Below are 16,561 nucleotides of genomic sequence, written 5' to 3'. Positions count from 1 at the left end.
GGGCTGGACATCTGGCCGGCCGCGTCCTGCATCTCCGAGCGGACCCTCGGCTCCTACGTGCCCGCTCTCGATGTCCAGCAGTGGCGCACCATCGGCGTCAGTTCACTGGAACTCGCCGCCGCGCACCTGCGGGCCGGGCAGGGGGACGCCGTCGTGATCACGGCAGCGGATCGCTTCGGCCCGCCGAGGGCCGACCGCTGGACCTGCGCCGGGGAACCGCGTACGCCGACGGCGGGACGGCCATGGTGCCGTCCCGCCGGGGCGGGTTCGCGCGGCCGCTCTCCACCGTCACCGTCGCCGACCACTCGCTGGGGCCGTGGCCAGGGGCGATGAGTCCTTTGCCGCGGCCCCCAGGTTCGGGGCCGGGACCATCGACCTGGCCGCCCGTGCCGCGGCGCACCACGCCCGGTCCGACGCCCAGGAGCTCGGCACCCGCACCTTCCGTGTCATGCAGGACGTCATGACCGGCGCCCTCGACGACATCGATGCCGACATCTGCGATGTCGCCCGCGTCGTGGTGCCGGCGGTCGGCCGGGGCGAGAACGGCTCTTGCCTGCCCGAGCTGATGGGCGTGGCCGTGGAGCGCACGACGTGGGACTACGCGCGCCGGGTTCACGACGACCACCGCCGTCCCGGAGATCACCAGCATCCCGTAACAAGCCGACAGGAAAGGCCGCCAGATGACTGACGCCCCGACCACCCCGCGCGAGCCGGTCCTCGTGCAGGACCTGCTTGAGGAGGCCGTCGCCGGGCACCCCGACGCGACCGCCGTCACCGACTCCACCGGTTCGTGGACTTATTCGGAACTGGCCGAGCACGCCCGGGCGTTCACCGGCTGGCTGCGAGAGCGCGGGGTCGGGCCGGGGGACCGGGTGTGCGTGCGGCTGGGCAACGTCCGCGAGATGGTGGCCATGCTCTTCGGCACGCTCCGGAACGGCTCCGTGTTCGTACCCCTGGGTCCGGCGCTCATGCCCTTCCACCTCACCGCCGTCCTCGCCGACTGCGAGCCCGCTCTCACCGTGGCCGCCGGGGACGACGTACCACTGCTCTCCGCGCTCACGGACCGGGTGTTCGACCTGACCGACGTCTGGTCCGCCCTCGACGCGTCCGGGCAGCCGGCCGCGTCATGGACCGTGCGAGACGAGGGCACCGTCACCGGCGACGACCTCGCACTACTCATGTACACCTCCGGCAGCACGGCCGCCCCCAAGGGCGTCATGTGCCCCCACCGGTCGGTGGTGTTCGCGGTGCGGGCGATCGCCGAACGGCTGGCGTACCAGCCCACCGACGTCGTGCTCACCGCGATCCCTCTCTCCTTCGACTACGGGCTGTACCAGGTCTTCCTCGCCGCCCTCGCCGGCGCCGAAGTGGTCCTGTCCCAGCCGGAGGCACACACCCGGCTGATGGGTCTGCTGTCCGGGCACCGGGTCACCGTGGTGCCGGTCGTGCCCTCGCTCGCGGAGATGCTGGTGCGCCTGGCCGACCGGGGACGGCACGAGGAGGCCCCACCGGTCCGGCTCTTCACCAACACGGGCGCCGCACTGGCGGGACCGCTCATCGAGCGGTTGCGCGCCGCCTTCCCCAAGGCCCGGGTCGCTCCGATGTACGGCATCACCGAGTGCAAGCGTGTCACCGTCCTCGAACCGGACGGCGACCTGGACCATCCCGGTTCGGTGGGCAGAGCGCTGACGGGCACCGAGGTGCTCGTACTGGGCGAGGACGGAGCGCCACTGCCACCGGGTGACACCGGACAGATCGCCGTCCGCGGCCCTCACCTGATGGCGGGCTACTGGCGGGCGCCGGAGCTGACGGCCGCGCGCTACCACCGTTCGCCCGTCACTGGTGACGTGACCCTGCTCACCGGCGACTACGGCCGGCTGGACGCCGAAGGCCATCTCTACTTCGAGGGCCGCAGGGACGACCTGTTCAAGCGGCACGGCGTACGCACCAGCGTGTCGGAGATCGAGGCGGCGGCGCTGGACATCGAGGGCGTCTCCGAGGTCGCCGTACTGCCCCCCGAGGGCACCCGCGACCTCACCCTCCTCGCCGTCACGACGCTCACCCCGGAACAGGTCCTCGGGGAGCTGGGGCGCCGCCTTGAGCAGGTCAAGGTCCCGGCCGTCTGCCACATCCGGGACGGGCTCCCGCTCACCCCCAACGGCAAGACGGACCGCAAACGGCTCCGTGAGGAACTACAGGCCGCCGGAACGGAACCGGGCGGCGACACACGCGAAGAGAGGACCCCCTGATGCTCGACACGGAATTCGAGAAGATCCTGCTCACGGTGTTGCGGACCTCCGCATCGGAGACCCCGCTGGAGCCTGACAGTGACCTCAGAGCGGCCGGGCTCAGCTCTATCGGCACGATCGATCTGCTGATGCGCCTGGAGGAGCGGTACGGCGTCAAGTTCCCGGACAGCGCGTTGAACGGGCGCACGTTCGCCACCCCACGCGCCCTGTGGGACGCGCTCGAAACGTATCGCGCCAAGGCATAGCCGGTGGACGCCCAGCTCTTCCGGGAGTTCTTCGGCTCCTTCCCGACAGCGGTGTCGGTCGTCACGGCCGTCGACGCCGACGGGGAACCCCGCGGCTTCACCTGCAGCGCCATCACCGCCGTGTCCGCCGAACCACCCATGCTGCTGGTCTGCGTGGACAAGCGCTCGCAGACCCTGCGCGCGCTGCGCTCCGCGGGCGCCTTCGTGGTCAACATGCTGGCGGCAGACGGCCAGGAGGCCGCACGCGTCTTCGCGGGGCGCTCCGACCGGAAGTTCACCCACGTCCGCTGGCGTCCTGCGCACGTTGCGGCCGGCGCGCCGGTGCTGCTGGACGGCGCGTATGCCCACGCCGAGTGCTCGGTGGTGCGGACCGTGGAGGCGGGTGACCACTGGATCTTCATCGCCACGGTGGACCACTGCGAGGTCTCGTCCCGCCCGCCGCTACTCCACCAGCGCGGGACCTTCCACGCGTGGCCGGCCCGCGCGCCGGTGGACGTCCGGTCCTGACAGCACAGCCGACCGACGACGGCCCTCCCTAGGAGCAGCCTTGAACGGGCCTCCAAGGGAGGGCCGGAGGATCGGCGGCGTACTCGGGAGCGGTGGCACCCGTGCCCAGATCCACCGCCCTGCCCTTCCTTGTTTCTCGATGTCCACTAGAGGTGTCACTGCCATGGTCGACCTAGCGATAGAAACGGCCGGGCTCTCCAAGGTCTACGTCGGGGGCAGTCAGTCCGTCCCAGCGGTGACGAGCCTGGACCTGGAGATCCGGACCGGCGAGCTGTTCGGGCTGCTCGGCCCCAACGGTGCGGGAAAGTCCACGACGATCGGCATGCTCACGACTCTGGTCACCCCGACCGGGGGACGAGCGACCGTCGCGGGCGCGGACGTGATCAAGCGTCCCGTCGACGTCAAGCGCAGGATCTCGGTCGTCACCCAGGACACCGGGCTCGACCGTGGCCTGACCCTCAGCCAGAACCTCGAAATGCGCGGGCGGCTCTTCGGCATGACCGGCAGGGAATCCCGCCGGCGCGCCCTGGAGCTGTTGGAGGTCTTCGGCCTGGCGGAGCGGGCGAAGGCGAAGGTGGGATGGGTCTCCGGCGGCCAGGCGCAGCGCCTGAAGATCGCCCGGTCCCTGATGCACCGGCCCGACGTGCTCTTCCTCGACGAACCCACCACCGGCATCGACACCCAGGCCCGCCTCAACCTCTGGGAAGCGCTGCGGGAGCTCCACGCCTCCGGGCAGACGATCGTGCTCACGAGCCACTATCTGGAGGAAGTCGAGTCGCTCTGCCAGCGGGTGGCAGTGATCGACGACGGTTCCCTGCTGGCCTGCGACACCGTGGCAGGACTGAAGCGGACGGCGGGCGCGGACACCGTCTTCACCATGGACTTCGACGGCCCCGCCGAGCCGGTCGCGGAGACGGCGGGCAAGCTGCCCGGCGTACGCAGGACCGAGACCGACGGCAACCGGCTGCGGGTCTACTCCACCGAGCCCGAGGGCCTGTTCGGCAAGATCGCGGACGCGGGCGCCGACCACGGCCTTTCGGTCAGCAACGCCTTCACCACGCCGCCCAGCCTCGAGACGGCCTTTCTCGCCCTGACCGGAAGGGACTTCCAGGCATGACCGCCTTTGCGTCACTCGACGCCGGCCGGCCCCGGCCGCACGCCACCTACGCCAAGGCGTTCCGCGCGCTGTTCTGGCGCGATCTGCTGGTGTGGCGGCAGGACGCGATCATGTTCCTGATCAAGGTGCTTTCGCAGCCGGTACTGCTCACCTTCACCTTCGCGTTCGTGCTGCCCAAGGTCGGCACCGGCGTGGGCGGTTCGTCGGCGTATGCGACCACCCTGGTGCCCGGGCTCGTCGCCGTCGCCATCGCGAACCAGGGCCTCACGAGCGTGATGATGCCGCTCCTGATGGAGCTGACCTACAAGGACATCGAGGACCGGGCGCTCGCCCCGATCCCTCTGTGGTCGGTGGCCGTCCAGAAGATCATCTCGGCCGGCTTCCAGGGCCTGCTCTCCGGGGCCGTGGTCTTCCCCGTGGTCATGGTGGTGCACGCCAAGGGCCAGGCACCGGACGTCCATGTGCACAACTGGCCGCTGTTCCTCGCCGTGCTGATTCTGTCCTCGATGCTCGCGGCGAGCTGCGGGCTGGTCTGCGGAACGCTCCTTGAGATCCAGAAGGCCAGCACCATGATCGTCCTGATCGTGCTGCCGATGACGATGTTCGGCTGCGTGTACTACTCGTGGTCGGCGCTCCACTCCATCGAATGGCTTCAGTACGCGGTGCTGATCAACCCCGTCGTCTACATGAGCGAGGGGATGCGGGCTTCCCTCACTCCCCAGCTCGGCCACATGCCCATCTGGGCGGTGCTGGGCGTGCTGACCCTCGGGGTCGCCGCCGTCGGGAGCTTCGCCTGCCACCGTTTCGTCCGCCGCATCCAGAGTTGAGAGGCCGCTCGCCCATGCGACTTGAGCTGAACGGCGTCCCGCCGTTGGAACTCCCCACCGACCGGCCCCGGCCGGCTCCGCCGGACCCCGGCTGGGACCGGGTCGCCTTCACGGTGCCCGCCTCGTTCGCCGCCACCGCCCGGTACGCGACGCTGCTCACCGCCTTCGCCACTCTGCTGGCTCGCCACAGCGGACAGTGGAGCGTGCCGGTCGGCACCCCGGGCCTCGGCACACCGGCGCTGCTGTGCGAGCTGACCGGCGACCCGGCCTTCGACGAGGCCGTCGAGCGGGTCGGCCGCACGCTCGCGGACTCCACGACCACGCCGTCCGGTGACCTCCCCTGCCGGGTGCTCTTCGACCTGTACGAGGAAGAGGCCACCGCACCCGCCACGGCGACCGGCGCAGACACCGAGCTGGCCATGTGGCTCCGCACGGAGCCGGACGGGTCGATCGCCGGGGTGCTGGAGTACACCACCGCCCTGTTCGACCACGACACCGTCGAGCGGATGGCCGAACGGTTCCTGGCCCTGCTGACGGCCGCGGCACAGCGGCCGCAGACACCCTTGTCCGCCCTGGACCTGCTCCCTGCGGCCGAACGCGACCTGCTGGTACGTCGCTGGAACGACACTGCCGTGCCGCGCGAGTGGCGCCCGGTGCATGAACTCTTCGCCGACCACGTGGGGTCCGCCCCGGACGCGGTCGCCCTGGTCGATGCCGGATCGCCGGACGGCACCCACGTGACGTACCGGGAACTCGACGAACGGGCCGAGTGGTACGCCAGGCGGCTGCTCGCCGCGGGCGTGCAGCCCGAATCCGTGGTCGGCGTGCTGGCCGACCGGAACCCCGAGCTCGTGGCCGCTCTGCTCGGCGTGTGGAAGGCGGGTGCGGCCTACCTGCCGCTCAACCCGGAGCTGCCCGCCGACCGGATCCACTACATGCTCGGGGACTCCGGTGCCTCCGTCGTGATCGCGGAGGCCGGACACCGCAGGCTGCTGCCGGAGGGGTTTCCCGGTGCGGTCCTGGAGCTCGGCACCGGCCCGGCCCCGGCGGTCGCGGCCCCGCCGCAGCCCTCCACGGCCGGCCGGCTCGCCTATCTGATGTACACCTCGGGGTCCACCGGACGCCCCAAGGGCGTGAAGATCGAACACCGGTCTCTGGCCAACCTGCTCCTCTCCATGCGCGACGAGGTCGGCGCCGGCGGCACCTGGCTGGCCGTCACCTCGACGTCCTTCGACATCTCGGGCCTGGAGCTGTACCTCCCGCTCGTCTCCGGCGGCCGGATCGTGCTGGCGGGCACCGAGCAGGCCCGCGACGGCCAGACCCTGGTGAAGGTGATCGAGGCCCACGAGGTGAGCCACGTTCAGGCCACCCCGTCCAGCTGGAAGCTGTTGCTCCAGGCGGGGTTCGACTTCCCTTCGGTCGTTGCCCTGGCCGGCGGCGAAGCGCTCTCCCTCGATCTCGCCCGGCGGCTCCGGCCCCGGGTGCGGCGGCTCGTCAACGTGTACGGGCCAACCGAGACCACCATCTGGTCCACGCTGTGGGAGGTGCCGCGTGACCCCGACCGGGTCGCCATCGGACGGCCTCTGCAGAACACCACCACATACGTACTCGACGAGCGCCAGGCGCTCCTGCCGGTCGGGGTGCCCGGCGAGCTCTGCATCGGCGGCACCGGGCTCGCCCGGGGTTACCGGAACCGGCCCGACGAGACCGCCGCCCGCTTCGTCCGCAACCCGTTCGGGCCGCCGGGGTCCCGGCTCTATCGCACCGGCGACATCGTCAGGACCCGCCCCGACGGCACCCTCGAATACCTCGACCGGGCCGACAACCAGGTGAAGATCCGCGGACATCGCATCGAGCCGGACGAGATCGCCGCTGTACTGCGCACCCACGACGGGGTCGCCGACGCCCTGGTCGTTGCCGCCAAGATCGGGTCCGCGCAGCACCTGGTGGCGTACTGGATCCCGGCGGATCCGGACCGGCGGGCGACCGACACCGAACTCGTCGGGTACTGCCGCCTGCGGCTGCCCGCCTACATGATTCCGATCCGCTTCCTCGCCCTGGACGCCTTCCCGCTCAACCTCAGCGGAAAGGTGGACCGCAAGGCGCTGCCCGCGCCGGACCTCATGGAGCCCGCCGCCGATGATGCCGGAGCGCCCCCGCTGGCGGGGCCGGTCGCGGAACGCCTGGCGGCCCTGTGGAGCGAGCTGTTCGACGGGCTGCCGATCCACCACGCCGGGCACCACTTCTTCGAGCTCGGCGGCACATCCTTGCTCGCGGCCCGCCTCACGGCCGGAATCCGCGAACACTTCGGGCTCACGGTCCCCCTGAGCACCGTCTTCACCCACCCCACCCTTGCCCGCCTTGCCGAGGTCGTGGAAGCGGGCACCAAGGCGGAGATCGATCCGCTCGGCGTCACCGACGCGTCCGGAGCGGTACGGCTGCCTCCGCAGCCCGCCAGCTACCTCTCGGGGGAGGAGACACCCAGCACCCGGTACGTGTGCCAGCTCGCCTGGTGGATCGAGGGCGAGGTCGACCGCGGCGCCCTCGCCGCGGCCCTGGCCGATGTGCAACGGCGGCACGAGGCGCTGGGTGCCCGCTACCTCGTGGACGAGGGCCTGGCCGTGCCGGCCGTGGAGGACCGTGAGCCGGAATTCCACGACCTGCCCGACGCCGGAACCGAGGACGAGGCGGTGGCGACGCTGCGGGCGACGCTCTTCCGGCCCCTGGACATCGCGAACGGCCGGGTGTGGCGCACCGCCATCCTGCGGTCCGGGGACACCGGCCGCACCCTGTTCGGGCTGACGGCTCATCATGCCGCCTTCGACGGGCTCTCCGAGGAGCCGTTCGCCGCCGATCTCAGTGTGGCCTACCAGGCCCGCCTGGCCGGAGCGGCACCCGTCTTCCCGGCACCGGCCCCCACACTGGCCGAGCTCGCCACCGCCTACCAGCAGGGACTGGCGCTCGCCGACCTGGCGTCCCAACGACGCTTCTGGAAGCGCGAGGTGGACGGGCTCCCGGAGCTCGAACTCCCCCAGCACCTGCCGTCCACGGCGGCGTCCGGCCCCATCGCCAAGGCCCAGGCCCACGTCACCGCCGCCGAGCTCGCGCCCTGGGACGACCACTGCCGTCGGCGCGGCAGCAGCAGGACCGGCGCCCTCGTGGGCGTGTACGGTGCGGCGCTCGCCGGCCTCACCGGCCAGAGCGACTTCGGGATCATGGTGCCGGTCGCCAAACGGACGGCGCTGGGCGGTATCACCTGCCGAATCGACTCCGTGTGCGTACGGCTGCGGTCCGCCTCGGGCGCGGACTGGTTCGACGCGGCCCAGGACGCGGTCGCCGGTGCGCTGGCGGCGCAGGACGTCACCTTCGGCGATGTCGCGCGGATGGCGTTCATGGCGGGCAGCGGACTCTCCCTGCTGAACCTGCCGATGCTGCTCCTGCATGACGAGGGGCTCCCCGTGCTGACGCTGCCCGGCTGCCGGTCCCAGGTGCTGCGCCTTGACGCACCCGCCACGGCCACCGAGATCGAACTGGCCGTCAAACCCGGTGCCGACGATGGCCTGGAACTGACGGTCAGTACCCGGGCCGACCGGCTGCCGGCCGGGTTCGGCCGACGTGTCCTCGACGAGATCGTCCGCATGCTCCGCGCGGCACCGGGGGCCGCGCCGCAGACCTCCGCCACCGCGACCGATCAGGAAATTCAGGAGGTGACGCACTGATGGATCTGGGACTCTCGGGCCGCACCGTGCTCGTCACAGGTGCGACCGGCGACCTGGGAACCGTGGTGGCCAGGGCATTCGCCGAGGCCGGCGCACGGGTCGTGACCGGATACAACACCAACCGGGAAGCCGCCGAGCGGCTCGCCGAAGAGCTCGGCAACGGCTCCTTCGCCATCCGCTACAGCCTCGACGACCCCGATTCCGTCGCCGCTGCGGTGACGGAGATCGAGCGCTCCCACGGCGGCCTCGACGTGCTGGTCCCGCTGGCCGCGCGGCTCTCGGGCCGCCGTCCCGACGCGGACTCCTTCGCGACCGCCCCGCCCGAGGAGTGGGTGCCGTTCGTCGAGGACAACCTCCTGCGGACGCTGCGCACCGTGCAGCTCGCGCTGCCCGCCATGCGGGAACGCGGCTGGGGCCGGATCGTCCTGGTCTCCTCCCACCTCGCCCGGAACGGCCGTGCGGGCATGGAGTTCTACGGTGCCGCCAAGGCGGCGCTGCATGGCTTCACCCGCAGCCTGATGTGGGACGCGGGAGCCTCCGGTGTGCTGGTCAACGTCGTCTGCCCCGGGGTGACTCTCACCGAGCGGGTCCGGGCCAGGATGCCCGAGCAGGCGCGCGAGGCGGAGCGGGCCGCGACGCCCAGCCGCACGCTCACCCGGCCCGAGGACGTGGCCAACCTGATCGTCTTCCTCGCATCGGCGGCCAACGGCAACATCACCGGCGAGACGATCACCGTCGCCGGCGGACGCTGACGCGTACGTCACCGAGGAGAAGCCTTGCGCGTACTGTTCACAGCCATCTGGCCGACTCATCTCATGCCCATGGTTCCGCTGGCCTGGGCCCTGCGGGCGGCCGGCCACGAGGTCCTGGTGGCGGGCGACGCCGACGTGGCCCTGGCGGGCACGAGGGCAGGCCTGTCGGCGGCGGAGATCGTCGGCGTCCCGCCCGGAGGAACCGGGGCGGCCCCGTCGGTCGCCGACCGGACGCGCCGCCGGGTGGACACCTATCTGGCCGGCTACCGCGAGACGGCCGACACCTGGCGGCCCGACCTGATCGTCACCGATCCGCTGGAGTGGAACGCGCTGATTCTCGGCGGGCTCCTCGACATTCCCGTCGTCCATGTGCGATTCGGCCCGGGAGACCTGCCCGACACGGCGTTCCGCGTGGCGGCCGAGGCCCTGCGGGACACCTGCGCGGAGCTGGGCCTTGTCGACGGGCTGCCGGAACCCGACCTCATTGCCGACCCCTGCCCTCCCGGCCTGCAGACACCCGGCCTGCGCCCCGCGCGCCAAGTCCGCTACGTGCCCTACAACGGGCCGGGCTCGTTCCACCCGGAGCTGCTCACCTCCCCCGCCCGCCGGCGGGTGCTCGTCCTCTTCAGCGTTGACGGACTGGAAAAGGAACCCGTCCTTGCGCTGATGAAGAACCTGCTGCGCGGCTGCGACCGGCTGCCGGGCACCGAGACGCTGGTGGCGGCTTCGTCGTGGCTCCGCGAGAGCCTGCGCGAGAGCGAGTCGTACGGCTCCGTACGGGTCATCGACCCGGTACCGATCCAGTCGCTCCTGTACGACTGCGACCTCGTGGTGCACCACGGCGGGCACGGCACGGCGAGCACGGCCGCCGCGTACGGCGTGCCGCAGGCCGTCGTCGTGCCCCCGCTTCCCGAAGGCCCAAGGCATTCCCTGCTCGTCGACTGCGCCGAGCGCGTCCGGGCGTTCGGGGCGGGCCGATGGCTCGACGACCCCCAGACCCTCGCCACCCCGGACGGCATCGCCGCCGCCCTGGCCGAGGCACTGGACGAACCGGCATACCGCGACCGGGCGAACCGGCTGTGTACCGGGATCGACGCACTTCCCACGCCCGCCGACCTGGTCGGCACCCTTGAACAGCTCTGCACGGAGGACGCTGGTGCGCATACTCGTCGGGGCCACCTGGCCTACTCACCTGATGCCGATGGTTCCGCTGATCTGGGCGCTGCGCTCGGCAGGGCATGACGTCCTGGTGGCGGGCACGGAAGACGTGGTCCGCGCGGCCGAGACCGCCGGACTGCCCGCCGCCCCGCTCGGCGGAGGCGACAGCGTGCCGCGGAAGCGGAGCGTGCCGGGACACCTGGGCGTGGACCGGGCGGGGGAGCATGGCGGGGTATGGGAAGCCGGGTGGGACCGCCTCGCGCGGCGGTGGCTCGGCAGGATCGACACCGTGCTCGACGACTATCTCGCCCTGGCCGCCCGGTGGCGGCCGGATCTCGTGCTCTGCGAGCCGCTCGAGTTCAGCGGGCTGATCGTGGGCGGCGTCCACGATGTGCCGGTGGTGCAGCACCGGTGGGGACCCGATGTCCTCACCACCCAGGCCTGGGGACCGGCCCGGGAAATCCTGCACACCGCCGCGGTGGAGGCCGGATGCGACAGCGGCCTTCCGGCGCCGTCGCTCATCGTCGACCCCTGCCCGCCCAGCCTGCAGCACCCCGAGGCGGCCGCCGCACGGACGGTGCGCTACCTGCCGTACAACGGGCCGGGCAGGCTGCCCGCCGAGGTGCCCGCGCGGAGCGGGCGTCGCGTCCTGGTCTGCCTGGGCACCCGCTCCCTGGCCCTTGACGGCCGTCGGGAGCTGACCATCGCGGCTCTGGAGGCGTGCGCCGGGCTTGAGGCCGTCGTCACCTGTGTCCCGGAGCACCAGGAGGAGCTGCGGGCGCGGGCGCCGGAGTCGGTGACGATCGTCGACCCGGTGCCCCTCAACCTGGTCATGGACGGCTTCGACTGCGCCGTCGTCTACGGCGGGGCGGGAACCACCCACACGGCGCTTCACTTCGGGGTGCCCCAGGTCGTACTCGCTCCCGGACATCCGGTGCTGCAGGTGCTGGGCGAGCGGCTGGAGGCGTGCGAGGCGGGCCGGCTGGTGCCCGAGGCGGAGCAGGGTGATCCGGAGCGGATCCGGGCGGCGCTCCTTGACGTCCTGGACGATCCACGGCACCGGGAGGGCGCGGAGCGGCTCCGGGACGAGATGGCGGCTCAGCCCGCACCGTCCGAGCTGGTCGGGGCCCTGGAGACGCTGGCGCGCTAGGTCCTGTCGTTTGGATCATCCCGGCGTCGCGGGGTCTGGCACGCACATCTGCTGCGTTGTCGTCACTCGCCGACTCCCCCACGCTCGACTGGGCTCGCGCGGGGGGACCCCCATCGCGTCGACTCCCTCCTCCGCCTTGCAGCTGCACGCACCAGACCCCGCTCGGGTCGGCCAGTCCGCACTGTTCGTCACGGCCGGCCTGATCCAAACGACACCCCCTGGCCCGCCTCCGCTCCCGTGGCTTCGAGGGCAGCTCTAAGATCCTCTGCCACGATCCTGAGCATGTCACAGAACATGGTGATTTTTGGTGGAACGGGGTTCGTGGGCCGGCACATCTGCGCGGCCCTGAACGAGGATGTCACGGTCGTGGGGCGCTCCAGGCCCCACGACCTTCCCATGGGCGCCAAGTTCGTCGCCATGGACGTCGCGAGGAGCGGCCCGGAATCGATAGCGGAACTGCTGCGCGCGGAGTCACCCCGGACTGTCGTCAACGCCGCGGGAGAGGTGTGGGGCGGTGACGAGGAGCGCATGGTGCGTTCCAATGTCACGCTGGTCGAGCATCTGCTCGCCGCGCTCGCCGCCGTCGGCGGACGGATCCGCCTGGTCCATCTGGGCTCGGTGCACGAGTACGGGGCGATCGCCCAGGGCACCCGGATCGACGAGCACACCGAAACCGTGCCGGCCTCCGCCTACGGGCGGACGAAGCTTCAGGCCACGAACGCCGTCCTCGACGCGACGCGCGGCGGACGGGTGTCGGGGATGGTCCTGCGCGTGTCGAACGTGATCGGGCCGGGCCTGTCCCCGGTGAGCCTCCCCGGCGCGACGACCGCCCGGCTGCGCGCCGCGCTCGGCACGGGGGAGCCCGCGGTCCTCACTCTGGTCAGCAGGCCCGAGCACCGTGACTTCATCGATGTGCGCGATCTGGTGGCCGCGGTCCTGGCGGCCGGCGAATCGGCCGTCGAGGGCGTCGTCAACATCGCCCGGGGTGAATCGGTGGACATACGGACCATGGTCGACGCCCTCGTCGCCATCAGCGGGGTGCCGACCGAGATCGTGACGGATGGCGAACCCGCCTGGCCCGTACGCGGATCGGACGGCCGCCAGCGGTACGACGTCACCGCCGCCCGGACACTGCTCGGCTGGACACCCCGCCGGAACCTGGAGGAGATGCTCCGGTCGCTGTGGGAGGCGGCGCTCACCGCCCACTGAATCACCTCGGTACGACGGACAGCGGCCGGGCTCCCAGGGAGCCCGGCCGCTGTTGTCCGTCTGTCCGTCGTGCGCCCCGCTGTCAGCCGGCGGACGCCTCGCCGTACTTGGCGGCCTTCCACCAGCCGGGATTGTCGCGGTACCAGGCGACGGTGTCAGCCAGGCCCTGCTCGAAGGACGTGAGCGGGGCGTAGCCCAGCTCCTCGCGGATCTTCGTTTCCTCGATGGAGTAGCGCAGATCGTGGCCCTTGCGGTCGGGGACCCTGCGGATCATCGACTCGTCGGCGCCCAGGAGCTCCAGGAGCGCGTGCGTGATCTGTACGTTGGTGCGCTCGTTGCCGCCGCCGATGTTGTAGACCTCGCCGGCCTGGCCCTTGGTCAGGACGAGCTGGATGCCCCGGCAGTGGTCGTCGACGTGCAGCCACTCGCGGATGTTGCGGCCGTCGCCGTACAGCGGCACCCGCTTGCCCTCGAGCAGATTGGTGATGAACAGCGGGATCAGCTTCTCGGGGTGCTGGTGGGGCCCGTAGTTGTTCGAGCACCGGGTGATCGACAGATCCAGGCCGTGCGTCTTCCAGTACGAGCGCGCCACCAGGTCCGAGCCCGCCTTCGACGCCGCGTACGGCGTATTGGGCTCCAGCGGCCACTTCTCCGTCCACGACCCCTCGGCGATCGACCCGTAGACCTCGTCCGTGGAGACGTGCACGACGCGCTCCACACCACTGCGCAGCGCCGCCTCAAGGACGTTCTGGGTGCCGCCGACGTTGGTGCGGACGAATTCGTGAGCCGCCTCGATGGAACGGTCGACATGCGATTCGGCGGCGAAGTGGATCACCGCATCGTGTCCGGGGAACACGTCGAGCAGCGCCGGCAGATCGCAGATGTCCTCGCGCACAAACGTGAGCCGTGGATGGTCCATCGGCAGGTTGGCGGTGTTCCCGGCGTAGGTCAGCTTGTCCACGACCGTGACGTGGGCGCCCTCATAGCCGGGGTAGCCGTCGGCGAGCAGGGTCCGGACGTAGTGGGAACCGATGAAACCGGCTCCACCCGTGACGAGGAACCTCATCAGGCGGCCACCTCCACCAGAGTGTCGTCCCCCACGATGAGCCGGTGCTGCTCCTGGTCCTCCAGGGAACGGACCCGAGCCTGCCGCCCCACCAAGGAGCCCTGGATTCCGGCCACCTGGTCGATCGAGGCGCCCTCAAGCACGATGGAATCGCCGATGTCCGTCCCGGTCAGGACGCAGTCACGGCCGATCGCCGTGTACGGCCGCACGGCACAGCCCCGCAGCACGGTACCGGCGCCGATGACGGCGGGGCCGGTGACGCGGGAATCCACGACACGAGCCCCCGCCTCGACGACGACCGGCCCGCTGATCACGCTGGCCGCATCGACCTCTCCGGCGATCTCGTGGGTCAGCCCGTCCAGGAGCTCACGGTTGCACTCCAGGATGTCCTCGACACGACCCGTGTCCTTCCAGTAGCAGCCGTAGTCGCGGGCCCTTACGTCTGCGCCGGAGTCGACCAGCCACTGGATGGCATCGGTGATCTCCAACTCACCGCGCGCGCTGGGCTCGATGGCGGCGACCGCCTGGTGGATGGCCGGGGTGAAGAAGTACACGCCGATCAGAATGAGATCGCTGCGCGGCTCCTTCGGCTTCTCGACGAGCCGCTCCACCCTTCCGTCCGGGCCGACCTCGGCGACACCGAACGCGCTGGGGTCGGCCACCTTGACCACCATTCCGCTCGCGGCCGGCCGGTGGGCGCGGAAGTCCGCCGCGGCCTCGGCGACGCCGCCGACCACCACGTTGTCGCCGAGGTACATCACGAAGTCGTCGTCACCGAGGAAGTCCCGTGCGATGGCGACGGCGTGCGCGAGTCCGCGCGGCGCGTCCTGCTCGATGTAGGTGATCCGCAGCCCGAGCCCTGAGCCGTCGCCGACCGCGGCCTCGATCTGGTCCCGCCGGTCGCCCACGATCAGGCCGACCTCGGTCACCCCGATGTCCCGTATGTTCTCCAGACAGTGCACCAGTACGGGCTTGTTGGCGACCGGGACCAGCTGTTTCGGCATGGAGTGAGTGAAGGGGCGAAGCCTCGTGCCCTTTCCGCCCGAGAGAACCAAAGCCTTCATGTCCGTTCTCTTTCTGCTCAGCGGTGGCTCAGGGTGAATTGCCGGATGGAAGTGACCACGTAGTCGATCATCTCTTCGGTCAGCCCTGGATAGACTCCGACCCAGAACGTCCGCTCGGTGACGATGTCGCTGTTGGCGAGGTCCCCCACGACCCGGAAATTCCGGTCCTGATAGGCCGGGTGCCGGGTGAGGTTGCCGGCGAAGAGCAGTCGCGTGCCGATCTGCCGTGATTCAAGGAAGTCGATGAGTTCGCGACGGCCGAAGGGTGCTTCCGGCAGCACGGTGATCGCGAATCCAAACCAGGACGGATCACTGTCGGGGGCCGCCTCGGGCAGCAGAAGTCCGGGGATCCCTGCGAGCCCGTCGCGCAGTCGGAGCCAATTGCGCCGCCGGGCGACACCGAATTCGGAGAGCTTGCTCAGCTGGGTGAGTCCGAGTGCGGCCTGGAGATCGGTCGACTTCAGGTTGTAACCGACGTGCGAGAACGTGTACTTGTGGTCGTAGCCGTAGGGCAGCGACCCCATCTGGTATTCGAAGCGCTTACGGCACTTGTTGTTCTCGCCGGGCTCGCACCAGCAGTCCCGCCCCCAGTCGCGCAGTGACTCGACGACCCTCGCCAGCACGAGGTTGTCGCTGAGCACACAGCCGCCCTCGCCCATCGTGATGTGGTGCGCCGGGTAGAAGCTGAGGGTGGCGAAATCGCCGAACGTGCCGGTCTGCCGTCCCTGGTACAGAGATCCCAGGGCGTCGCAGTTGTCCTCGATGAGGAACAGGTCGCGATCCTCGGCGAGCTGGGCGATTTCCGCCACCGGAAAGGGATTGCCGAGCGCGTGGGCGATCATGATGGCCCGGGTCCGGGGACCGATCGCGGCCTCGACCCGCTCGTATGTCGTGTTGTAGGTGCCGAGTTCGACGTCCACGAAGACGGGTATCAGCCCGTTCTGAATGATGGGATTCACCGTGGTCGGAAAACCTGCCGCGACGGTGATCACCTCATCACCGGGTACGAGCCGGCGGTCTTCGAGCTCGGGTGCCATCAGGGCCGACAGGGCGAGCAGATTCGCGGAGGACCCGGAGTTCGTGAGGTGTGCCTTCCTGCGGCCCAGTGTCTTGGCGAAGGTCCGCTCGAACTTCAGGGAATGGACCCCCGACGCTATCCGCATGTCGAGTGCGGCCCCGACGAGCGCTGCCCTGTCCTCCTCGTCAAGGACGGCACCGGACGGCAGAATGGGCGTGACCCCCGGAATGAACTCCGTTGGGGGCGAGGCATCCTGATGGTATTGGCGAACCTGCTTCAACAGCAGTGCTTTTCCCTCGTTCATTGTCACTGCCTCCAGGCAAGGCGTCGTTGGACCACTCCCACTGTCAAGGTGACGTGATCGGTTCGAGCCGTTATGGAGCGTCGATGGAAGCTCTGAAATCGGCCTCGGCCCGGCATTGAGGCTCGCTCGAACAGGCTCCCGCACGCTGGTATCCGGAACGACCCTTGAAGGCAAGT

The 16,561-nt window shown here is 70.5% G+C and carries 14 protein-coding genes; 11 read left to right on the top strand and 3 right to left on the bottom strand.

The window, feature by feature from the left end; translation table 11 throughout:
- Positions 1–316 precede the first annotated feature (316 nt).
- The 11 genes from FB157_RS37450 (at position 317) to FB157_RS37395 (ending at position 12,933) form a co-directional block, all read left to right on the top strand.
- Positions 317–688: a hypothetical protein gene (locus FB157_RS37450; RefSeq protein ID WP_145885191.1), complete on the top strand. Its 372-nt coding sequence runs from the start codon at positions 317–319 to the stop codon at positions 686–688.
- Entirely contained in the window at positions 681–2,249 is a 1,569-nt protein-coding gene (locus FB157_RS37445) for a class I adenylate-forming enzyme family protein (protein WP_145885190.1), read from the top strand. Before FB157_RS37450 ends, FB157_RS37445 begins: the two co-directional genes overlap by 8 nt.
- Positions 2,249–2,494, top strand: a complete 246-nt coding sequence (locus tag FB157_RS37440; RefSeq protein WP_145885189.1) for a phosphopantetheine-binding protein — start codon at positions 2,249–2,251, stop codon at positions 2,492–2,494. Before FB157_RS37445 ends, FB157_RS37440 begins: the two co-directional genes overlap by 1 nt.
- A gap of 3 nt (positions 2,495–2,497) precedes the next feature.
- A complete protein-coding gene (locus FB157_RS37435) occupies positions 2,498–3,001 on the top strand; it encodes a flavin reductase family protein (protein ID WP_145885188.1) in 504 nt (167 codons plus the stop codon).
- Between the two features lie 163 nt (positions 3,002–3,164).
- Positions 3,165–4,118, top strand: coding sequence for an ABC transporter ATP-binding protein (locus FB157_RS37430; RefSeq protein ID WP_261386786.1), 954 nt, complete (start codon positions 3,165–3,167; stop codon positions 4,116–4,118).
- Positions 4,115–4,945: an ABC transporter permease gene (locus FB157_RS37425; RefSeq protein WP_145885186.1), complete on the top strand. Its 831-nt coding sequence runs from the start codon at positions 4,115–4,117 to the stop codon at positions 4,943–4,945. The genes FB157_RS37430 and FB157_RS37425 overlap by 4 nt, the downstream gene beginning before the upstream one ends.
- 14 nt (positions 4,946–4,959) lie before the next feature.
- Positions 4,960–8,664 carry an amino acid adenylation domain-containing protein gene (locus FB157_RS37420; RefSeq protein ID WP_186581865.1) on the top strand — a complete coding sequence of 1,235 codons (3,705 nt, stop codon included), beginning with the start codon at positions 4,960–4,962 and terminating at the stop codon, positions 8,662–8,664.
- On the top strand, positions 8,664–9,416 hold the full coding sequence (locus FB157_RS37415; RefSeq protein WP_145885184.1) for an SDR family NAD(P)-dependent oxidoreductase: 753 nt from the start codon (positions 8,664–8,666) through the stop codon (positions 9,414–9,416). The genes FB157_RS37420 and FB157_RS37415 overlap by 1 nt, the downstream gene beginning before the upstream one ends.
- A 24-nt stretch (positions 9,417–9,440) precedes the next feature.
- On the top strand, positions 9,441–10,658 hold the full coding sequence (locus tag FB157_RS37410; RefSeq protein ID WP_145885183.1) for a nucleotide disphospho-sugar-binding domain-containing protein: 1,218 nt from the start codon (positions 9,441–9,443) through the stop codon (positions 10,656–10,658).
- Positions 10,612–11,724 (top strand): nucleotide disphospho-sugar-binding domain-containing protein, encoded by a 1,113-nt coding sequence (locus FB157_RS37405; RefSeq protein ID WP_145885182.1) that lies wholly within the window; start codon positions 10,612–10,614, stop codon positions 11,722–11,724. Before FB157_RS37410 ends, FB157_RS37405 begins: the two co-directional genes overlap by 47 nt.
- A gap of 282 nt (positions 11,725–12,006) precedes the next feature.
- Positions 12,007–12,933, top strand: coding sequence for an NAD(P)-dependent oxidoreductase (locus FB157_RS37395; RefSeq protein WP_145885181.1), 927 nt, complete (start codon positions 12,007–12,009; stop codon positions 12,931–12,933).
- A gap of 82 nt (positions 12,934–13,015) precedes the next feature.
- On the opposite strand, the gene rfbB is transcribed toward FB157_RS37395, so the two are convergent.
- The 3 genes from rfbB to rfbH are packed head-to-tail and all read right to left on the bottom strand — an operon-like array spanning position 13,016 to position 16,385.
- Positions 13,016–13,999, bottom strand: a complete 984-nt coding sequence (gene rfbB / locus FB157_RS37390) for a dTDP-glucose 4,6-dehydratase (protein ID WP_145885180.1) — start codon at positions 13,997–13,999, stop codon at positions 13,016–13,018.
- Positions 13,999–15,063 (bottom strand): glucose-1-phosphate thymidylyltransferase, encoded by a 1,065-nt coding sequence (locus FB157_RS37385; protein ID WP_145885179.1) that lies wholly within the window; start codon positions 15,061–15,063, stop codon positions 13,999–14,001. Before FB157_RS37385 ends, rfbB begins: the two co-directional genes overlap by 1 nt.
- A gap of 17 nt (positions 15,064–15,080) precedes the next feature.
- Entirely contained in the window at positions 15,081–16,385 is a 1,305-nt protein-coding gene (rfbH, locus tag FB157_RS37380; RefSeq protein WP_145885178.1) for a lipopolysaccharide biosynthesis protein RfbH, read from the bottom strand.
- Between the last annotated feature and the right edge of the window lie 176 nt (positions 16,386–16,561).

The sequence above is a fragment of the Streptomyces sp. BK340 genome, assembly GCF_007827595.1.
Classification (GTDB): domain Bacteria; phylum Actinomycetota; class Actinomycetes; order Streptomycetales; family Streptomycetaceae; genus Streptomyces.
The sequence above is the reverse complement of the archived record's forward strand: the minus strand, read 5'-3'. Positions and strand labels throughout refer to the sequence as shown.

Excerpts from the sequence above, each read along its gene's own strand:
- FB157_RS37405 (WP_145885182.1), top strand. The coding sequence starts at position 10,612 with ATGCCGATGGTTCCGCTGATCTGGGCGCTGCGCTCGGCAGGGCATGAC.
- FB157_RS37440 (WP_145885189.1), top strand. The coding sequence starts at position 2,249 with ATGCTCGACACGGAATTCGAGAAGATCCTGCTCACGGTGTTGCGGACC.
- FB157_RS37385 (WP_145885179.1), bottom strand. The coding sequence starts at position 15,063 with ATGAAGGCTTTGGTTCTCTCGGGCGGAAAGGGCACGAGGCTTCGCCCC.
- FB157_RS37445 (WP_145885190.1), top strand. The coding sequence starts at position 681 with ATGACTGACGCCCCGACCACCCCGCGCGAGCCGGTCCTCGTGCAGGAC.
- FB157_RS37415 (WP_145885184.1), top strand. The coding sequence starts at position 8,664 with ATGGATCTGGGACTCTCGGGCCGCACCGTGCTCGTCACAGGTGCGACC.
- rfbH (WP_145885178.1), bottom strand. The coding sequence starts at position 16,385 with ATGAACGAGGGAAAAGCACTGCTGTTGAAGCAGGTTCGCCAATACCAT.
- FB157_RS37420 (WP_186581865.1), top strand. The coding sequence starts at position 4,960 with ATGCGACTTGAGCTGAACGGCGTCCCGCCGTTGGAACTCCCCACCGAC.
- FB157_RS37430 (WP_261386786.1), top strand. The coding sequence starts at position 3,165 with ATGGTCGACCTAGCGATAGAAACGGCCGGGCTCTCCAAGGTCTACGTC.
- rfbB (WP_145885180.1), bottom strand. The coding sequence starts at position 13,999 with ATGAGGTTCCTCGTCACGGGTGGAGCCGGTTTCATCGGTTCCCACTAC.
- FB157_RS37395 (WP_145885181.1), top strand. The coding sequence starts at position 12,007 with ATGTCACAGAACATGGTGATTTTTGGTGGAACGGGGTTCGTGGGCCGG.
- FB157_RS37425 (WP_145885186.1), top strand. The coding sequence starts at position 4,115 with ATGACCGCCTTTGCGTCACTCGACGCCGGCCGGCCCCGGCCGCACGCC.